Source organism: Sphingomonas sp. NPDC019816, from assembly GCF_050274375.1.
GTDB lineage: Bacteria > Pseudomonadota > Alphaproteobacteria > Sphingomonadales > Sphingomonadaceae > Sphingomonas.
The window spans coordinates 1-21,924 of sequence record NZ_JBNNOB010000033.1 but is presented as its reverse complement, the minus strand read 5'-3'; the positions used below and the strand labels follow the sequence as shown (position 1 = coordinate 21,924).

Below are 21,924 nucleotides of genomic sequence, written 5' to 3'. Positions count from 1 at the left end.
ATGGGTCGCACGTCATGATGCACGCGCCGCGCTCGCGTGCCGTCATGCCGTGCGACCGAGGACGACGAGGCGAGCCCGCATCGGCGGGCGGCGGGGGGCGTAGTTGGACCAGCATGATCCTTATGGCGACGGCTTTTCGGTCGTCCTGATCGGCGCGCCGGCGCTGGCGGGGGCCGCGACGCAAGCGGTGCGACAGGCCGGCGGGCGCGTGATGCGTTGCATCGATTGGCCGGCGGTGGCCGAGGAGATCGGGCGACAGGCGGGGCGGCCGCTGTTGCTGATCGACACCCACGGCGCCTCGGCGGCGGCGAAGGAGGTCGCACTGGCGCGGATCGACGCGGTGGCGACCGCGCTCGACCTGTCGATCGTCGTCAGCCTGCCCTTGGCGGACATCGATCTGGTGGCGGCGATGCTGCTCGGCCCGCGCGTCGCGATGTTGTGCGACGCCAGCGAACTGGAACTGGTCGCGGCGCTGGCGGTGGCGGGCGCGACCAACAGCGGCGCGACGATGCTGCACAGCCATGTCCGGGAGGGCGAATCGGAACGCCTGCGCCAGCTGAACGCCGAGGTGGCGCGCATCGCCGAGGTGCTGGCGCGGCTGTCGACCCATGGCGACGACGACCCGCGCGCTGGCGGGGTCAGCGACCGGCATCAGAGCTTTCACGTCGCGCCCGCGCGTGCCCAGCCGGGCGATGCCGAGCTGATCCGCCGGATGATCCGCGCGCGGCGGCTGCGCGACGGCTTCTTCGGATCGGGACTGTTCGAGGAGCCGGCCTGGGACATGCTGCTCGATCTGTACGCCGCGCATCTGGAAGGCGGGCAGGTATCGGTGTCGAGCCTGTGCATCGCCGCCGCCGTCGCGCCGACCACCGCGCTGCGCTGGATCGGCAAGATGACCGAGGCGGGGCTGTTCGCGCGCCAGCCCGATCCGGCCGATCGCCGCCGCGCCTTCATGGTGCTGACCGACCGCGCGCTGGAGGGGATGCGCGCCTATCTGGCGGCGATGCGGCGGCTGGAGGCGATCTAGCTCACCCCGCCAGCGCCCAGCGGATCGCGCCGCCCAGCCGCCGCGTGCCCAGCCGGATCGCGGGCCGCATCGCGCCCGTCGCCTCCAGCCCGTGCAGTTGCGCGGCCCAATCCGGCAGCAGCGCGATCCCGGCCTGGGTCAGCCATTTGCTGACCGGCACCAGTGCGGGCGTCGGCGCCGGCTGGTTGAGCAGGGTGCGCGCCACCATCCGCGTCCGTGCATCGACGCGCAGCTCGGCGCGGATCGAGCTCAGGAAACGCGCCAGCTGATGCCGATCCTCGGGTACGTCGCGCGCGCCCAGCCGGTGCGCGATCGTCGCCATCTCCGCCAGATACCGGTCGGCCCGCGCGTCGGGAAAATCGGGGTCGCGATAAGTGCGGTGCGCGCGCAGGAAGCTGTCGACCTCGGCGGCGTGGACGAAGGTGAGGAGGTGCGGATCGTCGGCGGCATAGGCCGTACCATTGGGCAGCGTCCCCTTCACACGGGCATGGACGGAGCGCACCCGCGCGATCATCCGTTCGGCCGCCTCGGTCGAACCATAGGTGGTGACCGAGATGAACCCCGCCGTGCGCCGCAGCCGGCCCGCCATGTCGTGCTGAAAATTGCTGTGATCCCACACGCCCGCCAGCGCGGCCGGGTGGAGCATCTGAACAAGCAGCGAGGCGATGCCGCCCGCCATCATCGCGGTGAAGTCGCCATGCACCGCCCAGGTCGCCGAGCCGGGCCCGAACAACCCGTCATCGCCGGGCGGCCGCGACAGGTCCAGCCGATCGCTGCCGACGACGTCGCGTATCTGATCGGCGATCTGGCGGCGGACGGGAAGCATGATGGGGTAACGCGCGGCGTTGCGGGGTGTTGCGCACGTGAGAGAGGGCGAACGGCCCGCGCCATTCTGCCTCCGTTCGCACTGAGCGAAGTCGAAGTGCACGCCCGGCGTTGGCGGCGGGGTTGGTCCGTGGCCTTCGACTTCGCTCAGGCGGAACGGCTGACGGGGTATGCGCACCGGTCGGCCCCCCCATTCACCCCGAGCAAAGTCGAAGGCCACGCAAGATACTCACCCCCGCTTGGCCGTCTCCCATGCCGCGATTTCGTCAGGGAAACGCCGCTCCACCACTAGGTCGCTTGCCGTCTCGGCGGCCAGGTCGACCGCGACCGAGCCCGCCCATTCATAGGTCGCATTGCCCGACAGGGTGACCATGCCATCCTCGCCGGCGAAGGCGCGGACCAGGCCGCCGCGATTGAACACCACGGTGGGCACGTCCCAGGCGATACGGCCGGTCAGGCAGGCCGCATAGGTGGACGCCGCCATCGCGCTGCCGCAGCTGTCGGTCAGGCCGACGCCGCGCTCGAAGGTGCGCACGAACAGTGAGTCCCCGCGCACTTCGACGAAGGAGACATTGGCGCGGTTGGGCAGCCAGTCGGGCGCGGCCTCGCAGATTTCGCCGAGGCGGACCAGTTCGGCCTCGTCCACCGTCTCGACGAAATGGACGAAATGGGGGTTGGGCATGGTGACGGCGGTGAAGCGGCGCGCGGGGTCCAGCATCGGCAGCACCGCATCGACCAGCCGCTCGGGCGCGCCATGGATCGGCCAGGCGGCGGTCGCCAGCCCGGCGGGGCCGGCGGTCTCGCGTACCGTATAGACGCCGGGCATCAGATCGGCGTCATGCGACGCGGTGGCGTAGGAGGTCTTGAGCCGGACGGTGGCGGCGTCGATGCCCAGCGCCTCGAACCCCGCCCGCGCGACGCAGCGCACGCCGTTCAGACAGGTCTCGGCCTCGCTGCCGTCGCTGTTGCGCATCACCATGCCGAATTCGGCGCGGTCGTCACCGGGGACGAGAAGGAGCAGCCCATCACCGCCGACCGGCCCGGCGCGATCGGCCAGCGCGCGCGCCACACCCGCCCACTGGGTGTCGCTCAAGGTCAGCGCCCGCGCATCGATCATCGGGAAGTCGTTGCCCGACCCATGGCATTTTACGATCGCGAACCGCATCGCGGGACCTCCGGGAAAAGCTGTCGAGTGGCCCGCTTAGCCCAGCCGACCGGTCGCCGCCAGCGGGGCGGGGCTTGCCATCGCGGCGGGACTGTCCGACACCTTGGAACCGGGAAGGTTCAAGGGGGAGATGGCGATGATCACCGCGATCCGCGAAGTGCGCCGCGCCAAGGGCATGACGCTGGACGATGTCGCGCGGGCCTGTTGCCCGCCCACCACGCCGCAGACGATCGGCCGGTTGGAGATGGGCACGCGCACCGTGTCCTTGCCATGGCTGAACCGGATCGCGGCCGCCTTGGGCTGCACCACCGCCGATCTGGTGACCCTGCCGGTGCGCGAGACCCTGCCCGTGGCGGCGCTGCTGGGGCCGCGCGGTGCGGTCGCGCCCCGGACGGCCCGCGTCGTCTCGCCGCCCTGCGCCGGGCCGGGCATGATCGCGGTGACGGTCACTGGCGCGGTCGGCGAATACCGGGCGGGCGATGAGCTCTGGTGCGAACCGCTGGCGCCCGATAGGTTCGCCAGCGCCATGAATCGCGATATCCTCGTCCCCCGGCCCGCCGGCGGTTATGTCTTTGCCCGTCTGGCGGGTCTGCCCGGCGACGGGCTTCATCTGTTGCCGCTCGAACCCGGTGCGGCGGGTGTGACGGTGGCCGCGCCGGCCTGGATCGCGCGGGTTGCCCGGCTCGTGCGGACGCTGTGATGCGCCCGATCCTGCCGCTCGCCCTGATACTGGCGCTGCCGGCCGCCGCCCCGCAGACGCCGCCCACCGCCCCCACCGCCCCCGCTACCGGCGCGCGTCCGGCGCCCCTGACGATCGAAAAGCCGGTGATCGTGCGCGCCTATCCGCATGACACCACCGCCTTCACCGAAGGGCTGCTGATCGCCGATGGCGCGCTGTACGAAAGCACGGGGCGCGAGGGGCAGAGCGTGATCCGCCAGGTCGATCTGGCGAGCGGCAAGACGCTGCGCCAGGCGACCGTGCCCGATGGGCTGTTCGGCGAGGGGATCGTCGCCTGGGGCCCCGAACTGCGCAGCGTCACCTGGCATGGCGGACGCGGCTTCCGCTGGAGCCGGCCGGGGCTCAAGCGGCTGGGCGAGTGGAAATATCAGGGTGAGGGCTGGGCGATGACCGATGACGGTCGCCACATCATCCTGTCCGACGGCACGCCGCGCCTGCGCTTCCTGGACCCCACCACCATGGCGGTGGTCCGCACGCTGGACGTCACCGCCAATGGGCGGCCGCTCAAATATCTGAATGAGCTGGAATATATCGACGGGCAAATATGGGCCAATGTCTGGATGACGCCCTATATTGTGCGGATCGATCCGGCCAGCGGCATGGTGAAGGGCGTGGTCGACCTGAGCGAGGCGGCGGCGCGCGCCGGCGTGACCGATCGGGACTCGGTGGCCAACGGCATCGCCTATGACCGCGTGAAGCATCGCATCTTCGTGACGGGCAAGAACTGGCCCGAATTGTACGAGATTCGCCTGGGGTAGGCCGCGCGCTGACGACCCACCGGCGGCCATATGCACGCCAGCATGAAGCCTCGCGAAATCAAATCCCTAACATGGATTATTAATCGCTTGGCGGCATTGCGTTATAAGGCTAGGCAAAGCAGCCCGACCCGGACCTGTATTCGGGAACGGTAAGAACAGGAGCAGAGATTCTTGCCGACCAGTACGCGTTTTGTCGTTTCGCTGCACATGCTGGCGCTGCTGGCCGATCATGGCGATGTTCCGCTGCGCTCGGAGGATATTGCCGCCAGCGTCAATTCCAACGCCGCGGTGGTGCGCGCGCTGCTGCTGCGGCTGGCGAGCGCGGGGCTGACCCGTTCGCAACTGGGCAATCGCGGCGGTGCGATGCTGGCGCGGCCATCGTCGGAAATCCGGCTGGTCGAGGTCTATCACGCGGTCGAGGATCGCAACTTCTTCGCCTTCCACCGCCAGCCACCCGAGGGCGACAGCGCGATCGATCGCCACATCACCCCCAGCCTGGAGGCGATCCTGACCCCGGTGCGGGAGGCGCTGGAGGAAAAACTCGCCGGCCTGACGCTGGACGATGTGCTGACCGATATCCGCACGCGGGCGGGCGCGTCGCATCTGGCGTTCGATGCGATGGCCATGTCCGGGCGACACGCCTGATCAGACGAGGTTGAGGTCGGCAGGCCGCGTCGCTGGGAACAGCGTGCCGAGCCGATCCCGGGACAGTCCGAACTGGCGCGCCACCAGCCCGCCGATCAGTCCGCGATAATCGGTCAGCACCGGCAGGTCGCGATCCTGATTGAGCGTGGCGGCGGACAGCGCCACCTGCTCGCCCGCCATCCGCCCGCCGGATACGCCGCCGCCCATCACCCAATAGATGCTGCCATGCCCATGGTCGGTGCCCCGGTCGCCATTTTCACGGAAGGTGCGGCCGAACTCGGACATGACGACCACGGTCGTCGTCCGCCATGCCACCGGCCCGATCGCCTGCGCGAAACCGGCCAGCCCGCGTCCCAGATCGCCGATCCGATCGGCGAGATAGCCGGTCGCTCCGCCCTGGTTCACATGCGTGTCCCAGCCGCCGACATCGACAAAAGCCAGGTTGAACCGGTCGCGCATCAGCGTGCCGATCCGCTGCGCCGACAGTGCGAAACCCTTGGCGGACACCGCGCCCCGGCTGGCCGCCTTCATCTCTTGGTCCAGCGTCTTGTAGACGGTGTCGCGCACCGCGAAGCCCTGGCTCACCGACCGGGCGAGATCGGGGTGATCGGCGTACATGCCCTGGATCAGCGCGGCCTGGCGCTGGTCGATCGGCTTGCCGACATTGGCGAGGGCGAGATTGGGCACCGGCTCCTCGCCGCCGCGAAAACAGAGCGGCAACTGATCGGTAAAGGCGATCGGCCGCTGGCCCGTCCCCAGAATGTCCGCCAGCCGCGCCATGAAGCCCGAGCCGTAATTGCGATGCCCGCCGACCGGCTGGCCCAGTTCGATGCTATCCTGCGTCTCGAAATGGCTGCGGCTCATATCGTCGGTGCCGGCAAAGGGTACGAAGGCGATCTGCTTCGCCTGCCAAAGCGGCAGGATCGAATCCCTCAGCGCGGGATGCAGCGCCCAGTCGGCATCGAGCGGCAGCGGCGCGTTCGGATCGGCCGGATCGGGCTTGGCCAGCGCGATGGTGGGCCGCGACTGGCGGTAAAAGTCACTGGCGCCGGGCACGATGATATTCACCGCGTCATAGGCACCGCGCAGGAACACGACCAGCAGGCGGCTGCCCGCCTGCGGCGCGGCGAAGGCGCGGCCGGCGACGACCATCGGGGCGAGCGCGGCGGCACCGACCAGCAGGTCGCGGCGATGGACATGGGGAAGCGTCATCGCATCCTCCTATCGATGCATGAAGGCGGGAGATGAGAAATACAGCGCGTTCCACTCCGCCGGCGAACGCGCCTGCGCCAGTGCGGCCAGCGTTGGCTCGCCCAGCGTCCCCATCCGCGCGGCGAGGATGGGCGAGTCCTTCAGCATCGGTGGCGCGGAGGGCGGGGGCGGCGTGGCGGGATCGGCATCGGGCGGCTGGAAAAGCCGTGCCGCGCCATTGCCCAGCGCCCGCGCGATATCGAACCGCGTCGCCATCTGCCCCGGCGCGGCCCAAGCCGCGCTCGACAGGTCGTAGCCGTCGGGCGTTTCGTGATCGTACAGTCCCTCGCCCATCTGCCGGATCCAGGCGATGATCGGCCGGACATTGGTGATGTCGCGATCCCCATAGCCCAGTCGTACCGCCGACAGCGTGTAGCCGACCGGATCCTTGAACCCCTTGCCCAGCGACGCCGGGAAATCGCGCGAGCGGATCATCGTCTTCAAGACCGCCGCGATGTCGCCATGCGTCTGGCGAAAGGTGGCGGCCATGTGCGCGACCAGCGCGGGCCGCGGATCATCACCCATGAAATAGGTCGCGATCCGACGCGAGACATGGGTGGCGGTGGCGGGGCTTTCCGCGATCAGGTCCAGCGCCTGCTCCACCTCGGCAAAGCCCGTGCCCTTGATCTCGTGACCCAGGAAATGTTTCGTCCCGAAGTCGTGGCGCGCCGGATTGAACGCGAACAGCCCGGCGCGGCGGTAAAAGGGCTGGAGCGCGGGTTTCAACCGGGGCGCATCCGGTTTCAGGTCAACCCCGACGCCGGTCAGGATGCGCGCCAGTTCCTGCACGTCCGTCTGGGTATAGCCCGATCCGACGCCCATGGAATGAAGCTCCATGATCTCGCGCGCGTAATTCTCGTTGATCTTGCCGGCGGCGTTCTGGTCATTGTCCAGATAGCGCAGCATGGCCGGATGGCGCAGCGTCGCCTCCAGCAGATCGCGGAACCGGCCGAGCGCATGGGCGCGGATCGTTTCCTCATAGTCGCCGACCATCGCGCGGATGTCGCGCTTGCCCGCCTGCACGTTGAAATGGTTGAACCAGAACCACGTCATCCGCTCGCGCAGTTGGTCGGGCGAATAGAGCGCGCGCAGGATGAAGCGGGTGCGGGCCTCGTCCGCCAGGCCGTTCATCGCCTTTTGATAGGCCTGGCGTGCCGCCTTTTTCCGGTCGGGGTCGGCGATGGTCTTCAGGTCGCGCTGCATGGCATCGGCTTCGACGACCAGCGCGGCGACGGGTTCGCGGTTGATGCGCAAGCCGTCGATGCGGGCCTGGACCACCGGAGGCAGGGGATCGATCCGATCGTCGAGCTGATGACGCAGCCAGGCGTCGCTGCTTGGCGCGGGGCCGGTGTCGGGCGCGGCGGAGGGGCCCCAGCCCAGCCGCTCGACCCAGGCGGCGGCGCGCGCCGGGTCGGCGGCCTGCGCCGGCATGGCCGTTGCCAGAACCGGCGCCCATATCGTCCAGAAAGCGACCCGCGCCATGTCGCGCCATCCGTTCCGCCTGCCGCCAACGAGTCGGGCACAGGCTTCATTGCAAGATAATCTGACGGCCCGAGGCTGAACCCCGGCTTGCCCGGATGTGAAAAGAGCGTCAGCGGATGGTCACGAGGGACGAAAGGGAACGTTACTTCGGCAGCGTGCAGTCTGCGGGCCGCGTCACCGGGTTGCAGCGTTCCATCACCCCACCGGGCAGGGTCACGGTAAAGCCCCGGTTCCACGGTCGCGTCGGCGCGCCGGGATAATAATCGGTCGATACCGCCTGTGCGCCGCTGTCGATCGCGGCCTGTTGGCGGCTGTGGTCGTTTTCGCGGGCCTCGCGCGTGTCGGCGTCGCTGCGGGTGCGGACGATGAAGCCCCGTTTCACCCAGTCCCTGATCTTGCCGCCGTCGGTGCGCGGGTCGCCGACGATCTCGACCGAGGCCTCGGGCTGGTCGGTGTCGTACCAGCCGAACATCGCCCGCCCCTGGAGCGAGGGATGGCCCGCCCGGTAACGGTCGGACACGTCCGATGGCGTATCGAGCACGAACCAGATTTTCCCGCGAGTGCGATCGAGCGTCGGCCAACCTTTGGTGGTTACCGCCTCGCGCAACGTCGGCGCCTTGCCGCGTACATCGTCCGGCGTGATGATCCGGTCGGGCGTCAGCACGTCGCGGATCTCGGCGTCGAGTGCGTCGAGCAGCGGCGCGGTCAGCGGCAGCGGATCGGTGACACCGGGCTTGTCGATCGGCCGGTCGGCAGCGTTGATCGTCACCATGATCGGCAGGTGGCGCGGATGCGCGCGCGACCAGGCGTCGATCTGGCCGAGGCACTGTTTGAGCGTGCCGCAGGACCGGTAATCGACTTCCGGGATGTGGAAGACCTTGAAGCCCGGCTTCATCATCGCCGCACGGTCGAAACCGGTCTGCTCGCCGGCGGCGCGTGCCAGGGCCTCGCCCTTGGGATCGGCGAAACGGCCGCCTTGCGGGTCGGCGAAGATATCGATCTCCAGCTGGCGCACGCCGCGATCGAGCTGCTGCGCTAAGGTCAGGTGATCGTAATCCAGTGCAGCGGCGAGCTTGGGATCGCGCCGTTCGAGTTCGGCGAAGACGGCGGGCGCGATCCGCTTCTTATAGCTGTTGTGCGAGCCGACGACCTGGATGTCGTTCATCCGCAAGGGCTCTTGCGGCGCCGGGGCGGCGGCGGTCGCGAGGACCGCCGCCAGCGTCAGAAAGGTCCGGGCCGACATCAGAACTCGGCCCGCACGCCGAACAGGATCGTCCGGCCGTAATAGTTGATCTCGCCGAAGCGCATCTTGCTGTCGTTATAGGTGTTCTGGCGCGCGCCGGCCAGATTGATGCCCTCCAGCGTCAGCGTCATGTTGTCGGCGGTGCGCACCGACAGCTGGCCGTCGAGCGAACCGAAGGCCGCGACGTAGGTAGGCGCCTGCACCGTGCTGCCCGTGCTCGACAGATATTTGTCGCGCCAGACATAGGAGAGCCGCGCTGACAGCGGCCCCTTGTCGTAGAAGCCGACCAGGTTGAAGCTGTTCTTCGACAGGCCGATCAGCTGATCCTTGATGGTGCGCGACCCCGCCGTGTAGTCGGCGCTCACCTCGGTATGCGTATACGACCCCTGTACGCCGAAGCCGTCGAACGGTTCGGGCAGGAAGGTGAAGACCTGGCTATAGGCCGCCTCCGCGCCGTACACCTTGGCATTGCCGCCATTGACCGAGCTGGAGAGGCGGACGGTTCCGCGACCCGGAATGTTGATCTCGGTATTCGACTGGGTGATGTAATCGTCCATCGCCTTGTAGAAGACCGCACCCGACAGCATGCCCGAGGGGGCGAAATACCATTCCAGTGACCCGTCGAACTGGGTGGCGAGGAAGGGGACCAGCTGCGGATTGCCGCCGCTGGCGGTCGGCGCGTCGGTCGACACGGTGATGCGCGGTGCGGTGTCGGTGACGTTGGGGCGGGTCAGCACGCGGCTGGCCGCCAAACGACCGACCAGCTTCTGCGTCAGGTCGGCGCGCAGGTTGAAGCTGGGCAGGACGTTGTTGAACGTCTTGGGGTAGCTGACCGGCGTGGCGGTATTGCCGGCGGTCAGCGTACCGCTCGCCACCTGATCGGTGTGGACATAGCGCACGCCGACATTGCCGCTGACCGGTACCTGCCCTGCGTCGAACTGGTAATCGGCGCGGACATAGGCGGCGGCGATCTTTTCCGACACGACGAAGGACGAACGGCGGTCGCCCAGCGACAGCGGTTGCGCGGCGATAGCGGGGGTGAAGAAATTGCCGACATAGGCCGCCGTCGTCGGGACCAGCCAGTTGCGGAACACATTGCCACCCACGCCCGACAGGAAGTCGTCATAGGGCAGCGTTTGATAGGCGCCCGCGCCGTAGTTGGTCAGCGGCTGGTTGGTGCCGGTGTCGATCAGATAGTCGCGGCGGAAATAGTCGCGCTTGCGCCAGTGATATTCGCCACCCGCCGCCAGCTTCGACAGGAAGCCGTCGAAATCATGCGCGACGTCGAGGCGCGAGTAGAAGTCCCAATCCTTGCTGTCCTTGGGCGCGATGTTGAACTGGAACAGCTTGTAATTGGCCGGATTGGTGACGTCGACCGGCGTGGTGAAGGTCGACATCGTCTGATAGCCGGCCGACGCGTCATAGGTCAGCGGCGCGATGAAATAGGCGCGGCTGCGCACCGTGCCGGTGCGATAGTCGGGGTGATAGCTGTGCGCCGCCGACCAGTTGACGTTGGCGGTGACATGCCAGCGATCGGGGTTCCATGCCTGCTTCAGGCCGATGGTCAGCAGGTCGTGGCGGTTCAGGCTGTATTCGCGGGTGCCCATGAAACGGGCATTGGCGATCGTCGCCTTGGTGATCGTGTCGCCGGTGACGGTATAGCCGGGCTGGAGCACGGTCGGCAGCTGCTTGACGCCGCCGATCGTGACGTTGACGTCGTCCGGGTAGATGTCGAGGCCGAACTCGTCATAGGCGACGTCCAGGCGCGTCGCGATCACGTCCAGCGTGGTTTCCAACTCGGTCGTCGGCGCCCATTGTGCCGAGACGATGCCGGAGATGCGCTTGCGATCCTCGGTCTCGACGGTGGGGCGGGTGCGGGTCGGCGAATAGAGGCCGGTCGGCGCACCGCCCCGCGCGGCATCGGTATAGCGGTTCAGCAACCAGCCGAAGTTCATGAAGCGGTCGTTGCGGACTGTCTTGCCCCAATATTGCGCACCCGCCAGGATACCGAACGTGCCGTCGCCGTTCTTCGCGCTGGTCAGCACGGTGACGTTGGGGCGAACCTCCTTGGTCATGGTGGTGTAGGTGCCGCGGATGTTGACGGTCGACTTGTTGCCGACGTTGAGCGGGCGGAAGGTCTTGACGTCGATATTGCCGCCCAGCGCGCCCTCGCTCATGTCGGCGGTGGGCGTCTTGACCACGTCGATGCTGGAGGTGAATTCGGCGGGCAGCATCTCGAAGCGGAACTGCCTCCCGGCCGCGCCGCCATTTTCGATCAGGTCATTGAGCGCGATGGTGCGCCCGTTCATCAGCGTATTCTGGAACTGCGGCCCCAGACCCCGGACGCTGACATAAAGCCCTTCGCCGCGCGGACGGGTGATCGCCACGCCGGGGACCAGCTGCAGCGCCTCGGCGACGTTCTGGGTCGGGAACTTGCCGATATCGGTCGAGCTGATCGAATCGACGCCGTAAGCCGCCCGCCGCTTCGTCTCGATGCCGGCGGCCAGGCTGCGCGCATAGGTGCTGTTGACGACGATCTCTTCGCCCTGTTCGCCCTCATCGGCGGCGGTCGTGGCGGCGGGCGCCTGCTGCGCCACGGCGGGCGCGGCCAGCGCGCCGGTCATCAGGATGAGCGAAACCGAAGCCTTCAACAGGCTGCGAGACGTAAGCATGAATATGATCCCCCTTCGGCCGGTATGCCGGTTCGACGGGGGCGTTAGGTGCAATCGATGTCAGCTCGGCGTATTATTGATGACGATATGGTGAAAATACCAGTCAGGCACCAAATCATCACATATGTCGGTCAATCATGGGCGAACGCCGATCGACCGATCAGGGCGCGTTCGCCGACCCGTTCGCCTCGTCGAGCGAGGGCGTGCCGATGACCTGTGGGCGCAGGCGGCCGATGGTGCGCGCGGTGCGCTCTGGATCGCGCAGCAGCACGCGGCCCGACTTCCACATCAGGTCGCCGTCGCGCCGCGCCTGCTGGATCATGCGGTTGACGTGTACCGGAGTCAGCCCCAGCGCGTCGGCCAGCATCTCCTGGGTCAGCGGCATCTCGAAACTGCCGCCCACGGTCAGCCCGGCGAGCGACAGCCGCTCATAGATTTCCAGCAGGAAGTCGCCGATCCGCTCCTGCGCGTTCAGCCGGCCGAGCTGGACGACATGACCGAGCAGATAGGCTTCGTCGAGCGCCGCGCCGATGGCATAGGCCTGGGCCAGGCTCGATCCGGCGGGCGCGGCGGGCGCGGTGCACATCACGCATTCGGTCAGCGCGATCACGGTCGCGGAGGCGACCGGCATGGCATGATGCACCCGCCCGATCACGTCGCCGGGCAGATAGAAGCTCATGAACTGCCGCCGGCCATCGGGCAGGATGCGGACGCGCGCGGCCCAGCCCTGGAGCAGGATCTGGCTCTCCGGCATCGGCCGGCCCAGCGTCAGGATGGGGTGGCGCGCCGGCACGATCCGCGCGGCGGCCATCGCCTGGTGCAGCCGGTCGCGATCCGCCGCGTCCAGCGGGGCGAGCGCGTTCAGCAGGCGCAGCGCGGGCATGTCGGCGGTGACGGTTTCGAGGGCGACGGTTTCGGGGGCGACCCGGGCGGTGCGAACAGGCTGGGTCATGCGCGTCCTTCATCGGGCATCAGCGCGCCGATCACGCGAATGACGCGGTCGGCATGAAAGGGCTTGGCGACGATCGACGCCGAGCGATAGGGGGCGGGCAGGGCCCATTCGTCATAGCCGGTCAGGAAGGCCCAGGGCACCGAACGCGCGGACAGGCGGTCGGCGATGGCGAAGGCGCGCGTGCCGGCCAGGTTGACGTCGAGCACCGCGGCGTCGAGCTCCTGCGTCTCGGCCAGGTCCAGGCCCTGCTCCAGCGTCCCGACCGGACCGATGACGATCGCATCGGCGGCGCGCAGCGCGCGCTCCAGATCGCGGGCGATGAAATACTCGTCCTCGACCACCAGGATCCGCTTGTCGGCGAGTGGCGACGTATGGCTCATCCCTCGGCACTCCGGTTCAACAGACCGACATCCTCAATCGGCAATGGTAACGATATCACACACAGCACGCCGCCACCACGGAATTGCAGATTGGTCCGCGCGCCCAACCCATAGGGCAGGGCCTCGCGGATCAATTCCGTTCCGAATCCTTCGCGGACCGGCGGGACGGGCATCGCTGGTACACCCGTTTCATCCCATTTTACAATTAGTTCACATTTGCGATCGAAATGCGCCTCGACGTGCCATGCGATCGCCAATCGCCCGGTGGGATGGCGAAGCGCGCCATATTTGAGCGCATTGGTGGTCAGCTCATGGATGGCCAGCCCGATCGACTCGGCGGTATCGGCGGGAAGGGTCACGTCGGGACCCCGGATCGACAGCCGGTCGTCCTCGATCGCGCCCACGCCCAGCAATTCGTCGCGGATCAGGTTTTCCAGGTCGACGCGCCCCGACAGCGTCTGGGTCGCGACGATCTGCGTGCGCGCCAGCGAATCCAGGCGGCCGCGGAAATGATCCGAAATCTCGTCGATCGGGCCGCCCGCCTCGACCGTGCGGGTGAAGATCGAACGCACGATGGTCAGGATGTTGCGCACCCGGTGCTGCAATTCGGCGACCAACGTTTCCTGCCGGTCCTGCAACCGGCGCAGATTGTCGATGTCGGTCGAGGTGCCGAACCATTCGACGATCGCGCCATGATCGTCGCGCACCGGCGTCGCGCGGGTCTTGTACCAGCGATAGCGGCCGGTCTCGGCATGGAACAGCCGGCCCTCCATGGTCAGGTCGCCCCCCTCGCTCGCCTGCGTCCAGAAGGCGTGCGCGGCGTCGCGGTCATCGGGGTGCACCGCCGCCTGCCAGCCATGGCCCAGGCTCTCCTCGACCGACAGCCCGGTCGTCGCCACCCATTGCGGGCTGGCCCAGGTCCAGCGGCCGTCGCTGGTCGCGGTCCAGACCAGCTGCGGTATCCCCTCGATCAGGGTCAGCAACCGGCGGCGGCTGGCGCGCGAGGCCATTTCCGCGCGCTTGCGCAACAGCGCCTGGACGATGGCGGGGGCCAGTTCCTCGGCGATCGCCTTCTCGCGTTCGGTAAAGCCGGTCGGATGGTTGCCGAGCGCGAACATGGCGAAGGTCTCGCCATTGTGGCGCAGCGGCACGCCCAGGAAATTGTGCAGTACCGGATGCCCCTGGGGCAGGCCGACGCGAGCGGGATGGCTGGCGGGTTCGTTGACGATCAGGGTGCGATCCTGGACCATCACCTCGCCGAAGATGCCGCGTATCTTCAAGCCATTGGGCAGCTTGCGTTGCGAGAATTCGGGATCGCTGCCGCGATAGGCGGCCCAGCCGCGCTCGCTGATCGCCAGATGGTCGAGCCGCCCGCTGGCATCGCGCTCCTCGCCGAAGAAGCTGAACGCCGCGCCGGTCAGGTCCTCGGCGACTTCCAGGCACAGCTGCCCCAGTTCCTCCTCGGTCGACGCGCTCAACGCTTCATGGAGGATGCGGTTGATCCCGGCCAGCACATGCGCGTCGCGCCGCATCGAGTCGACGGGCGGCTCGGGCGGGGCGGCGCACGGGGACTGATCGGCCGAATCGGACATGGTTTGGAAAATTCCCGAGCATTCTCAACGAACCCGGCCGGGGCCGGGTCCCCGGTACACACAATTTCCGCATCGCTGGCAAATGGCGTGCGCACACCGTACCGGACGCCGCCCCTCGCGTCACCGTGGCGGGGCGGGTATGAGGGCGGCCACCTGTCCCAACTGGCCGCTGTCCATGTCCCTTGTCGTCCGCCGTCCGAACCTGGTCCGCCATGTCGCGCTGATCCTGCTGCTGATCGCGGCCCTTGCCGTCGTACGGCCGGCATGGGCGCAGGGCGATCCGGTGGCCGCGGCGACGGACCGGATCGCGCAGGCCGAACTGGATGTCCGCGCCGTCGACCAGGCGCTCGACGCCCGCGTCGATGACGATGACCGCCGCGATCTGCGCGGCAAGGCGCAAGCCGCCCAGGATGGCACCAACCAGGCCATCGCCGACCTGACCGAGCAGCTGGCGCTGGTCAATGCGCGGATCGCCGGGCTGGGCGCGGTGACGCCCGGTGAGACCGAGGCGCCCGAATTGCGCGCCCAGCGGAAAACGTTGAACGCTGTGCGCACCTCGCTCGACGCCGCGATCAAGCGCGGCCGGTTGGCCGGGGTCGAGGCCGGCCAGCTGGTCGACGAGATCGACCGCGGCCAGGCCGAGCAGTTCAGCCAGAAGCTTTCCTCCAAGGTGCCGTCGCCGCTCAGCCCCACCTTCTGGACGATCGTCCTGGACCAGACGCCGCGTGACCTTCGCCGGGTGGGGCTGTTCCTGCAACAGGGCGGCGCGCAGCTGTCGCGCCAGTGGCGGGGCGGCATCCCGTGGCACGCCATGCTGGGCCTGGCGCTCGCCATCGTTCTGGTGGGACCGGTGCGGCTGAAGGCGCACCGGTTGATGCAGCGGCGGCTGATCGCAGAGGCTCCGCCCAGCCGGGTGCGACGATCGGCCAACAGCCTGTGGCGCGTGGCGGTGGGGACGTTGTGCCCGCTCGCCGGGGCGTTCGTCCTCGTGCAGGGCTTGCGCTGGTCCGGCCTGTTGCCGCAGCGCTGGAGTGATTTCCTCGACGGGTTCGTCTTCGCCGCCGGGGTCGCGGGGTTCACCGCCGCCGTCACCGGTGCGGTGCTGATGCGCAGCCAGCCGTCCTGGCGCATCACGCCGTTCGACGACGAGACGGCCAGCCGCCTGCGCCCGCTATCCTGGGTCCTGACCATCCTGACCTTCGCGACGACGATGGTCGGGGCATTCGAGGCGGCGATCGGCAGCAGCCGCTCGGCGGTGATCGCCACCCAGGCGATCGAGGCGCTGCTGCACCTGATGCTGATCGTCGCGACGCTGGTCGTGGTGGGGCGGTTGCGTGCCGCAAGCGCCGCGCGCGAGGACGCGACGCGTGCGGGCATCAGCGCGGGTCTCAGCCTTGCCATCCTGCTCGCCTGGGTGGCGCTCGGCGTGGCGAGCGTGGCGCTGGCCATCGGCTATATCTGGCTGGCCTGGTTCGTCGCGCTGATGATCGGCTGGACCGTGCTGCTCGGATCGGCGCTCTATCTGATGCTGGTCGCCACCGACGATATCGCCACGACCGTCTTCGTGCGTGACAGTCGGATCGGCACCACCCTGACCCGCGCGCTGGGGATACGCGGCAGCATGGTCGACCAGTTCGGCCTGATCCTGTCGGGTATCGTCCGGCTGGCGCTGATCGTCCTGGCGCTGGGCCTGTTGCTGCGGCCGTTCGGCGCGAGCGGCGATCCGGGCGCGGTGTTCGACCAGATCGGCCAGTTCGCCGAGGGTATCAAGGTCGGCGGCGTCTGGATTTCCCCCGGGGCGATCCTGCGCGGCCTGATCGTGCTGTTCGTCGGGCTGGCGATCGTGCGCGGCTTCATGCGCTGGCTCGACCAGCGCTATCTGCCCGCGACCGATCTGGACGGGTCGGGGCGCAATTCGGTCAGCCTGGTCGCGCGCTATATCGGCGTGGCGCTGGCCGTGATCTGGGGGCTGGCGTCGCTGGGGATCGGGATAGAGCGGATCGCGCTCCTGCTCTCGGCGCTGTCGGTCGGTATCGGTTTCGGTCTTCAGGCGATCACCCAGAATTTCGTCTCCGGCCTGATCCTGCTGGCGGAACGGCCGATCAAGATCGGCGATCTGGTGCGCGTCGGCACCGACGAAGGCGACGTCAAGCGGATCAGCGTGCGCTCGACCGAGATCGAGCTGGCCGATCATTCGACGCTGATCGTCCCCAATTCCGAGCTGATCACCAAATCGGTGCTGAACAAGACGCTGTCCGGGCCGCTGGGGCGTATCCAGATCCAGTTCTCGGTACCGATCGAGGCGGACGCCGCGCTGGTGCGTTCGATCGTGCTCGAATGTTTCGCCGAGCAGGAGGCGGTGTTGGCCGAGCCGGCGCCATCGGCCTTCATCGACTCGATCGTCGACGGGCGCATTCTGTTCAACTGCTTCGCGCATGTCGCCAGCCCGCGCGTGGCCTATGGCACGCGCAGCGCGGTGCTGTTGCGATTGCTGCCCGCCTTGCGCGAGCACGGCATCGCCATCGGCACCGTGCCCCAGCGGCTGGAACTGGTCGGCCCGCCGAACCCGTCCGCGCCAAACGAACCCGAAAATGAAATGAACACGTCCCGCCCGGCCACCAGAGGGTAACGCGACCTTCTTGGGCCACCCCTATCCGCGCCGCCAACGACGACCGGCAGATAGGGATGACGAGCATGACGACCCATTTCATTCGCACGACGCTGCTGGGCGGCACCGTTTTCCTGGCGCTGGCGGCGACGCCCGCCCTGGCCGCCGACACCAGGGCCGGCCGATCCCACGCCCGAAGCGGAAACGGGCGCCGCCTGCCGCCAGTCATTCCGCCAGCGGGGCGAGCCGTTCCTTCATCACCGCCACGAACCGGTCGAGCGGGCAGGGCGCGCCGACCGGACAGCCGCGCACCTGCACCGGCGTCACGCTGACCGCGTCCGAATGGTCGCGGATTCGCGTGGGCGACTGGGTGCGATAGGCCAGGGTGACGAAGCGCCGCCCCCGGCGATCGTGCCAGCGCCGGATCAGGATCGCGCCACCGGGTGCGGCATCGTTGGTCGCATAGCCGGGCGCGACCAGATCGAAGCCGAGCAACGCGGCCAGCGCGGTGACGTTGGTGTCGTGCCCGACCAGCATGTCAATCGCGGGCCCCTGCGGCGCGGTCAGCGCGTCCAGCATGTGCCGGCCGAACGCCGCCGACTGGTGCGCGGCCATATAGGGCGAGCGCGAATAGACGTCGAAGAGCGCGGCGTGGATGCCGCCTAGCCGGGCCAGCATCGCGCCATCGACCGGCGCCCCGCCGACCGAGGGTGACAGTCCCTCGGCATATTGCAGCAACAGCACCTGCGCGGTGCCCGATGCGGTGCGGATCGGGCCGGTGAGGTCGATGCCATGCCCGTCGGCCGAGGGCGTCAGCCGGGCGGGGCCGGCGGGGTCGCACCCCTTGGCATCGCCGCAACCCAGCACCGTGTCGAGCAGGCGGAGCGCCGGCCGGTGCCGCGCGACCAGCGCGTCCATGCCGCCGGTGAAGCGGTTGATGTCGGCCACCGCCGCTGCCGCGTCGAACTTGGTCGCGCGGGCGCGAAGCGGCTCGAAACGGGGATCGACCTGGCCGATGGGGCGATGCTCAACCGGCAGCGCGCAGCCCGGCGCCAGACCTTCGGCATAGGCCCGGCCACTGGCGATGGTGCGCGAGGCGTTGTTGGTCGAAAGCCGCACCATGCCCGGGGCGGGGCAGCCGGTGGCGGGGATCAGCCCTTGCGCGGCCCATCGGGCACGGTCGGCCCGGGCCTCGATTTCGAGCGCCTCGGCGCCGCGCGGGGTCAGCTCGCTTTCCGGGGTGGACCAGCGCGGCCAGGCCTTGGCGGTACGGGTGCCGTGCGGCACCTCGCCATCGAGTGGCGCGCGCACGCCGTGGCGCATCAGCCCGACGACACGGTCGAGCGTCAGCCCGTCGGCAGCGCGTGCGGTGGGGTTGGTTGGAGAGGGGGCGGGCCGGGCAGGCGCCGGCGACGTGGCGGTGGCGGCGAGCAGCGCGAGAGCGGCCGGGGCTTGGCGAAGGGCGGATGCGATCATGCGCGCGCCTTTGCGCGGCTTTCGCGTCACCATCATGACATTGCCCGAATGATGACGAGTATTGACGTCGTCCCGCAGTAATTTTTCGGTTTCATCAAAAGTCGGTCAATAAGTCATCGGACTGTCACAGCTCGTCTCTAGCGGGGCCGGCGAAGGCGCCCGGGGGCGTCGCCATCAAGACCATATCAGGGGAAATCATGACCGCTTCTGCCAAGCGGGCGCATGCCGTGCGCCTGTTGTGCGGCACCGCCGCCGCCACGCTGTTGATCGCCGGCCCGGCGCGCGCCAGCGATCCCGTCGCGCCGGCCGCGACCGCCGCCGCCGATCCGGTAGTCGATCCGCAAGTGGGTGAGGAAGTGGTGGTCAAGGGCCACCGCCAGGCGATCGTCGACGCGCAGGACGAACAGCTGCGCAGCCAGTCGCTCGCCACCGTGGTGTCGGGCGAGGAACTGCGTCTTCAGCCGCAACAGAATCTGGCCGACCTGCTCACCCGCCTGCCGGGCATCAGCTCCTCGGTCGACCAGTCGCGCAACGCGGCGGCGACCGGCGAGGCGCAATATGTCTCGATCCGCGGTCTCGACACCTCGTACAACGCCTATTCGCTCGACGGCGTGCGGCTGGCGCAGACCGATGCGCGCACCCGCGCCATCTCGATGAACCTGCTGTCGCCCTTCTCGCTGCAGACAGTGCGCGTCGACAAGGCGCCGACCGCGCGGTACGATGGCGACGCGATCGCGGGCATCATCGACATGGTGCCGATCACCGCGTTCGACCTGCCCAACCACCGCACCCAGATCCGCCTTCAGGGCCAGCTCGCGGGCCGCGCCGATGCGCGTCGGCAGGACCCCTGGGGCGGCACCGTGCAGGTCGAAACCGCGCAGCGCGTCGGCGATCTTGGCGTCTATGCCTCGGCCTATTATGGCCTGAAGCATGTGCTGGGCGAATCGACCGCGATGCAGCACGACTGGGAGAAGTATAATAACAACATCCCCGGCATGATCCGCGACAATCTGGACAATCTGTTCCCGCGCGGCGTGCAGTGGCAGTCCTTCCGCAACCGGATCGAGCGCGTCGGCGGCACGCTGAACCTCGACTGGAAGGGCGAGAGCACCGACCTGTATCTGCACTCCACCTATGGCCGCTACAATCTCAAGAGCTGGATGGACCAGACCGCGCTGCGTCAGACCAGCCTGGCGCCCGACCAGATCAATCCGAACCCCAATAACGGTTCGTACGACGCCGCCGGCTTCCGCGCCGATTACGGCCTGACCGCGACTCATTATTTCCGCACCGAGCACAGCAAGCAGGAGCTGGTGACGACCAAGCTGGGCGGCCAGAGCCGGTCGGGCGACTTCACCTTCGACTATCACGGCGCCTATTCGCGTGGGTCGCAGGACTATCCGCTGCGTATCCAGTCGGGCTTTGCCGGCCGTCCCTATATCGGCACCGCGACCAACAGCGGCACGGCGGCCTATCGCATGGTCACCTCGATCGGCGACCGCACCTTCCCGCAGGTCGTGCTGACCGACGCGGCGCGCGCCTATCTGGCCGATCCATCGAAGCTGAAGCAGTGGTACGTCACCCAGCAGTTCGAGAACACTTGGGAACGCCGCCTGGAAGGCCAGTTCGATACGACCTGGCATCATGCCGACCAGGGCCTGGTGTCGATCGCGGCGGGCGCCAAGGTCGAGGATGCCAAGCGCTACGCCAACGCGCTGGGTGATGACGGCGCGCTGCAATATACCTTCCCCAATGCGGATGGCAGCAACTCGCCGCGCTATGCCGCGACCGGTCCGGCGCTGACCTCGCTGCCCGGCCGCTTCCTGGGCGGGTTCATGAACAAGGCCGCGCAGGTGCCGATCTATCTGATCGACACCGATTATATCGAAAACCAGGTCCGCCAGCTCTCCTCGCCCAAGCTCGCCAATCTCGACCCCGTGAAGCTGAAGGAAAACCGGCTCGACGGACGCGAGAACCGGCTGGCCGGCTATGTGATGGCGACCATGCAATTCGGCCAGCTTCAGGTCGTGCCGGGCGTCCGCTACGAATATAACCGGTTCAAGGGCACCTATTGGCAGGACCAGGGCAACGATACCGGCCAGTTCGTGACCACGTCGCGCAATTACGACCAGTGGTTGCCCAGCGTTATCGCCAATTACCGTCCCAATGACGACATGGTCATCCGCGCTTCGATCCGCAAAAGCTATTCGCGGCCGGCCTTCGACCTGCTGCTCGGGCCGACGCGTGTGACGCGCAACGATCTGGGCGAGGTGACGGGGGTGTTCATTCCCAACCCGAACCTCGATGCGCAGACCTCGTGGAACTATGACACCTCGCTCGAGATCAAGGGGCAGGGCACCGACTTCTTCTCGGTCAGCCCCTTCTACAAGAAGCTGAACCATGTCCTGTTCGCGACCGGCACCACCAATGCCGGCGGCGACTATAACATCTGGGGCAATCCGCAGTCGGAACAGCAGGGCGGCGTCGAAGTGTCGGGCCTGACCACCGATGCGACCGGCCAGATCTACGGCGTCGAACTGTTCGGCCGCTATACGCTGAAGGGCCTGCCGGGTCTGCTCAGCGGTCTGGGCGTCCAGGCCAATGTCACGCTGCAAAAGGCCAAGGCGAATGTCTTCGTCAACGGCCAGATGCGCGAACAGCGCATGACCCAGGCGCCGGAAGTGATGTACAACGCCGCGCTGTTCTACAGCCATGGCGGGTTCGCGGCGGAGTGGAACTATAACTATACCGGCGACCGCCTGTATGATCTGCGCTCCAGCCGGCCGGACACCTATATCCAGCCGACGACCATTTCGAACCTGATCGTCAACTACACGATGCCCTCTGGTCTGACGGTCGGTGCATCGGTACAGAACCTGTTCAACGAGCATAGCTATTGGGCGACGACCAGCGAGCGTAAGGCGTATCTGTCGAACGACCGCAAGGGTGGCTATGTCGAGACGGGCCGCATCTACATGCTCAACATGACCTACGCCTTCTGATCTTACCCTCTCCCCGACCCGGTATCTGCGACCCCCGCAGGTATCGGGGCGTAACTTCACGCCGATGGTCCCATGGCCATCGGCGTTTTTTTGTGGGGGAGGCGACG

General features: G+C 67.9%; 16 protein-coding genes. 6 read left to right on the top strand and 10 right to left on the bottom strand.

The genetic code is table 11. The features are described 5' to 3' along the window. Positions 1-103: 103 nt before the first annotated feature. Complete coding sequence (locus tag ACQKJZ_RS07345) at positions 104-1,027, top strand: winged helix DNA-binding protein (RefSeq protein ID WP_427730553.1); 924 nt, start codon at positions 104-106, stop codon at positions 1,025-1,027. Position 1,028: 1 nt separating this feature from the next. Here the strand turns inward: ACQKJZ_RS07345 and ACQKJZ_RS07340 are convergent, their stop codons facing one another. Both ACQKJZ_RS07340 and dapF read right to left on the bottom strand, forming a co-directional pair. Next, on the bottom strand, positions 1,029-1,853 hold the full coding sequence (locus ACQKJZ_RS07340) for an oxygenase MpaB family protein (protein WP_427730552.1): 825 nt from the start codon (positions 1,851-1,853) through the stop codon (positions 1,029-1,031). A 228-nt stretch (positions 1,854-2,081) separates the two neighbouring features. Continuing rightward, on the bottom strand, positions 2,082-3,017 hold the full coding sequence (dapF, locus tag ACQKJZ_RS07335; RefSeq protein WP_427730551.1) for a diaminopimelate epimerase: 936 nt from the start codon (positions 3,015-3,017) through the stop codon (positions 2,082-2,084). Between the two features lie 136 nt (positions 3,018-3,153). On the opposite strand from dapF, the gene ACQKJZ_RS07330 reads away from it, so the two are divergent. The 3 genes from ACQKJZ_RS07330 (at position 3,154) to ACQKJZ_RS07320 (ending at position 5,159) form a co-directional block, all read left to right on the top strand. Continuing rightward, positions 3,154-3,717: a helix-turn-helix domain-containing protein gene (locus ACQKJZ_RS07330; protein ID WP_427730558.1), complete on the top strand. Its 564-nt coding sequence runs from the start codon at positions 3,154-3,156 to the stop codon at positions 3,715-3,717. Continuing rightward, positions 3,717-4,514, top strand: coding sequence for a glutaminyl-peptide cyclotransferase (locus ACQKJZ_RS07325; protein ID WP_427730550.1), 798 nt, complete (start codon positions 3,717-3,719; stop codon positions 4,512-4,514). Before ACQKJZ_RS07330 ends, ACQKJZ_RS07325 begins: the two co-directional genes overlap by 1 nt. Positions 4,515-4,685: 171 nt before the next feature. After that, on the top strand, positions 4,686-5,159 hold the full coding sequence (locus ACQKJZ_RS07320) for an Rrf2 family transcriptional regulator (protein ID WP_312490885.1): 474 nt from the start codon (positions 4,686-4,688) through the stop codon (positions 5,157-5,159). Here the strand turns inward: ACQKJZ_RS07320 and ACQKJZ_RS07315 are convergent, their stop codons facing one another. The 7 genes from ACQKJZ_RS07315 to ACQKJZ_RS07285 all read right to left on the bottom strand — a co-directional run bounded on the left by ACQKJZ_RS07315 (position 5,160) and on the right by ACQKJZ_RS07285 (position 14,731). Further along, positions 5,160-6,371, bottom strand: a complete 1,212-nt coding sequence (locus ACQKJZ_RS07315) for a DUF1501 domain-containing protein (RefSeq protein ID WP_427730549.1) — start codon at positions 6,369-6,371, stop codon at positions 5,160-5,162. Between the two features lie 9 nt (positions 6,372-6,380). Continuing rightward, on the bottom strand, positions 6,381-7,892 hold the full coding sequence (locus ACQKJZ_RS07310; protein WP_427730548.1) for a DUF1800 domain-containing protein: 1,512 nt from the start codon (positions 7,890-7,892) through the stop codon (positions 6,381-6,383). A 142-nt stretch (positions 7,893-8,034) separates the two neighbouring features. After that, positions 8,035-9,135 (bottom strand): phosphatidylinositol-specific phospholipase C1-like protein, encoded by a 1,101-nt coding sequence (locus ACQKJZ_RS07305; protein ID WP_427730547.1) that lies wholly within the window; start codon positions 9,133-9,135, stop codon positions 8,035-8,037. Further along, positions 9,135-11,807, bottom strand: a complete 2,673-nt coding sequence (locus ACQKJZ_RS07300) for a TonB-dependent receptor (RefSeq protein ID WP_427730546.1) — start codon at positions 11,805-11,807, stop codon at positions 9,135-9,137. Before ACQKJZ_RS07300 ends, ACQKJZ_RS07305 begins: the two co-directional genes overlap by 1 nt. 160 nt (positions 11,808-11,967) lie before the next feature. Next, a complete protein-coding gene (locus ACQKJZ_RS07295) occupies positions 11,968-12,759 on the bottom strand; it encodes a Crp/Fnr family transcriptional regulator (protein WP_427730545.1) in 792 nt (263 codons plus the stop codon). Continuing rightward, on the bottom strand, positions 12,756-13,139 hold the full coding sequence (locus ACQKJZ_RS07290; RefSeq protein ID WP_312490725.1) for a response regulator: 384 nt from the start codon (positions 13,137-13,139) through the stop codon (positions 12,756-12,758). Before ACQKJZ_RS07290 ends, ACQKJZ_RS07295 begins: the two co-directional genes overlap by 4 nt. Continuing rightward, a complete protein-coding gene (locus ACQKJZ_RS07285) occupies positions 13,136-14,731 on the bottom strand; it encodes a sensor histidine kinase (RefSeq protein ID WP_427730544.1) in 1,596 nt (531 codons plus the stop codon). The genes ACQKJZ_RS07290 and ACQKJZ_RS07285 overlap by 4 nt, the downstream gene beginning before the upstream one ends. Positions 14,732-14,906: 175 nt before the next feature. Between ACQKJZ_RS07285 and ACQKJZ_RS07280 the strand changes: the two genes are divergently transcribed. Beyond that, entirely contained in the window at positions 14,907-17,360 is a 2,454-nt protein-coding gene (locus ACQKJZ_RS07280; protein ID WP_427730543.1) for a DUF3772 domain-containing protein, read from the top strand. A 204-nt stretch (positions 17,361-17,564) separates the two neighbouring features. Here ACQKJZ_RS07280 and ACQKJZ_RS07275 read toward each other — a convergent pair whose 3' ends face one another. Continuing rightward, complete coding sequence (locus tag ACQKJZ_RS07275) at positions 17,565-18,815, bottom strand: histidine-type phosphatase (protein WP_427730542.1); 1,251 nt, start codon at positions 18,813-18,815, stop codon at positions 17,565-17,567. 197 nt (positions 18,816-19,012) lie between these two features. Between ACQKJZ_RS07275 and ACQKJZ_RS07270 the strand changes: the two genes are divergently transcribed. Further along, entirely contained in the window at positions 19,013-21,817 is a 2,805-nt protein-coding gene (locus ACQKJZ_RS07270) for a TonB-dependent receptor (protein WP_427730541.1), read from the top strand. Positions 21,818-21,924: the final 107 nt, after the last annotated feature.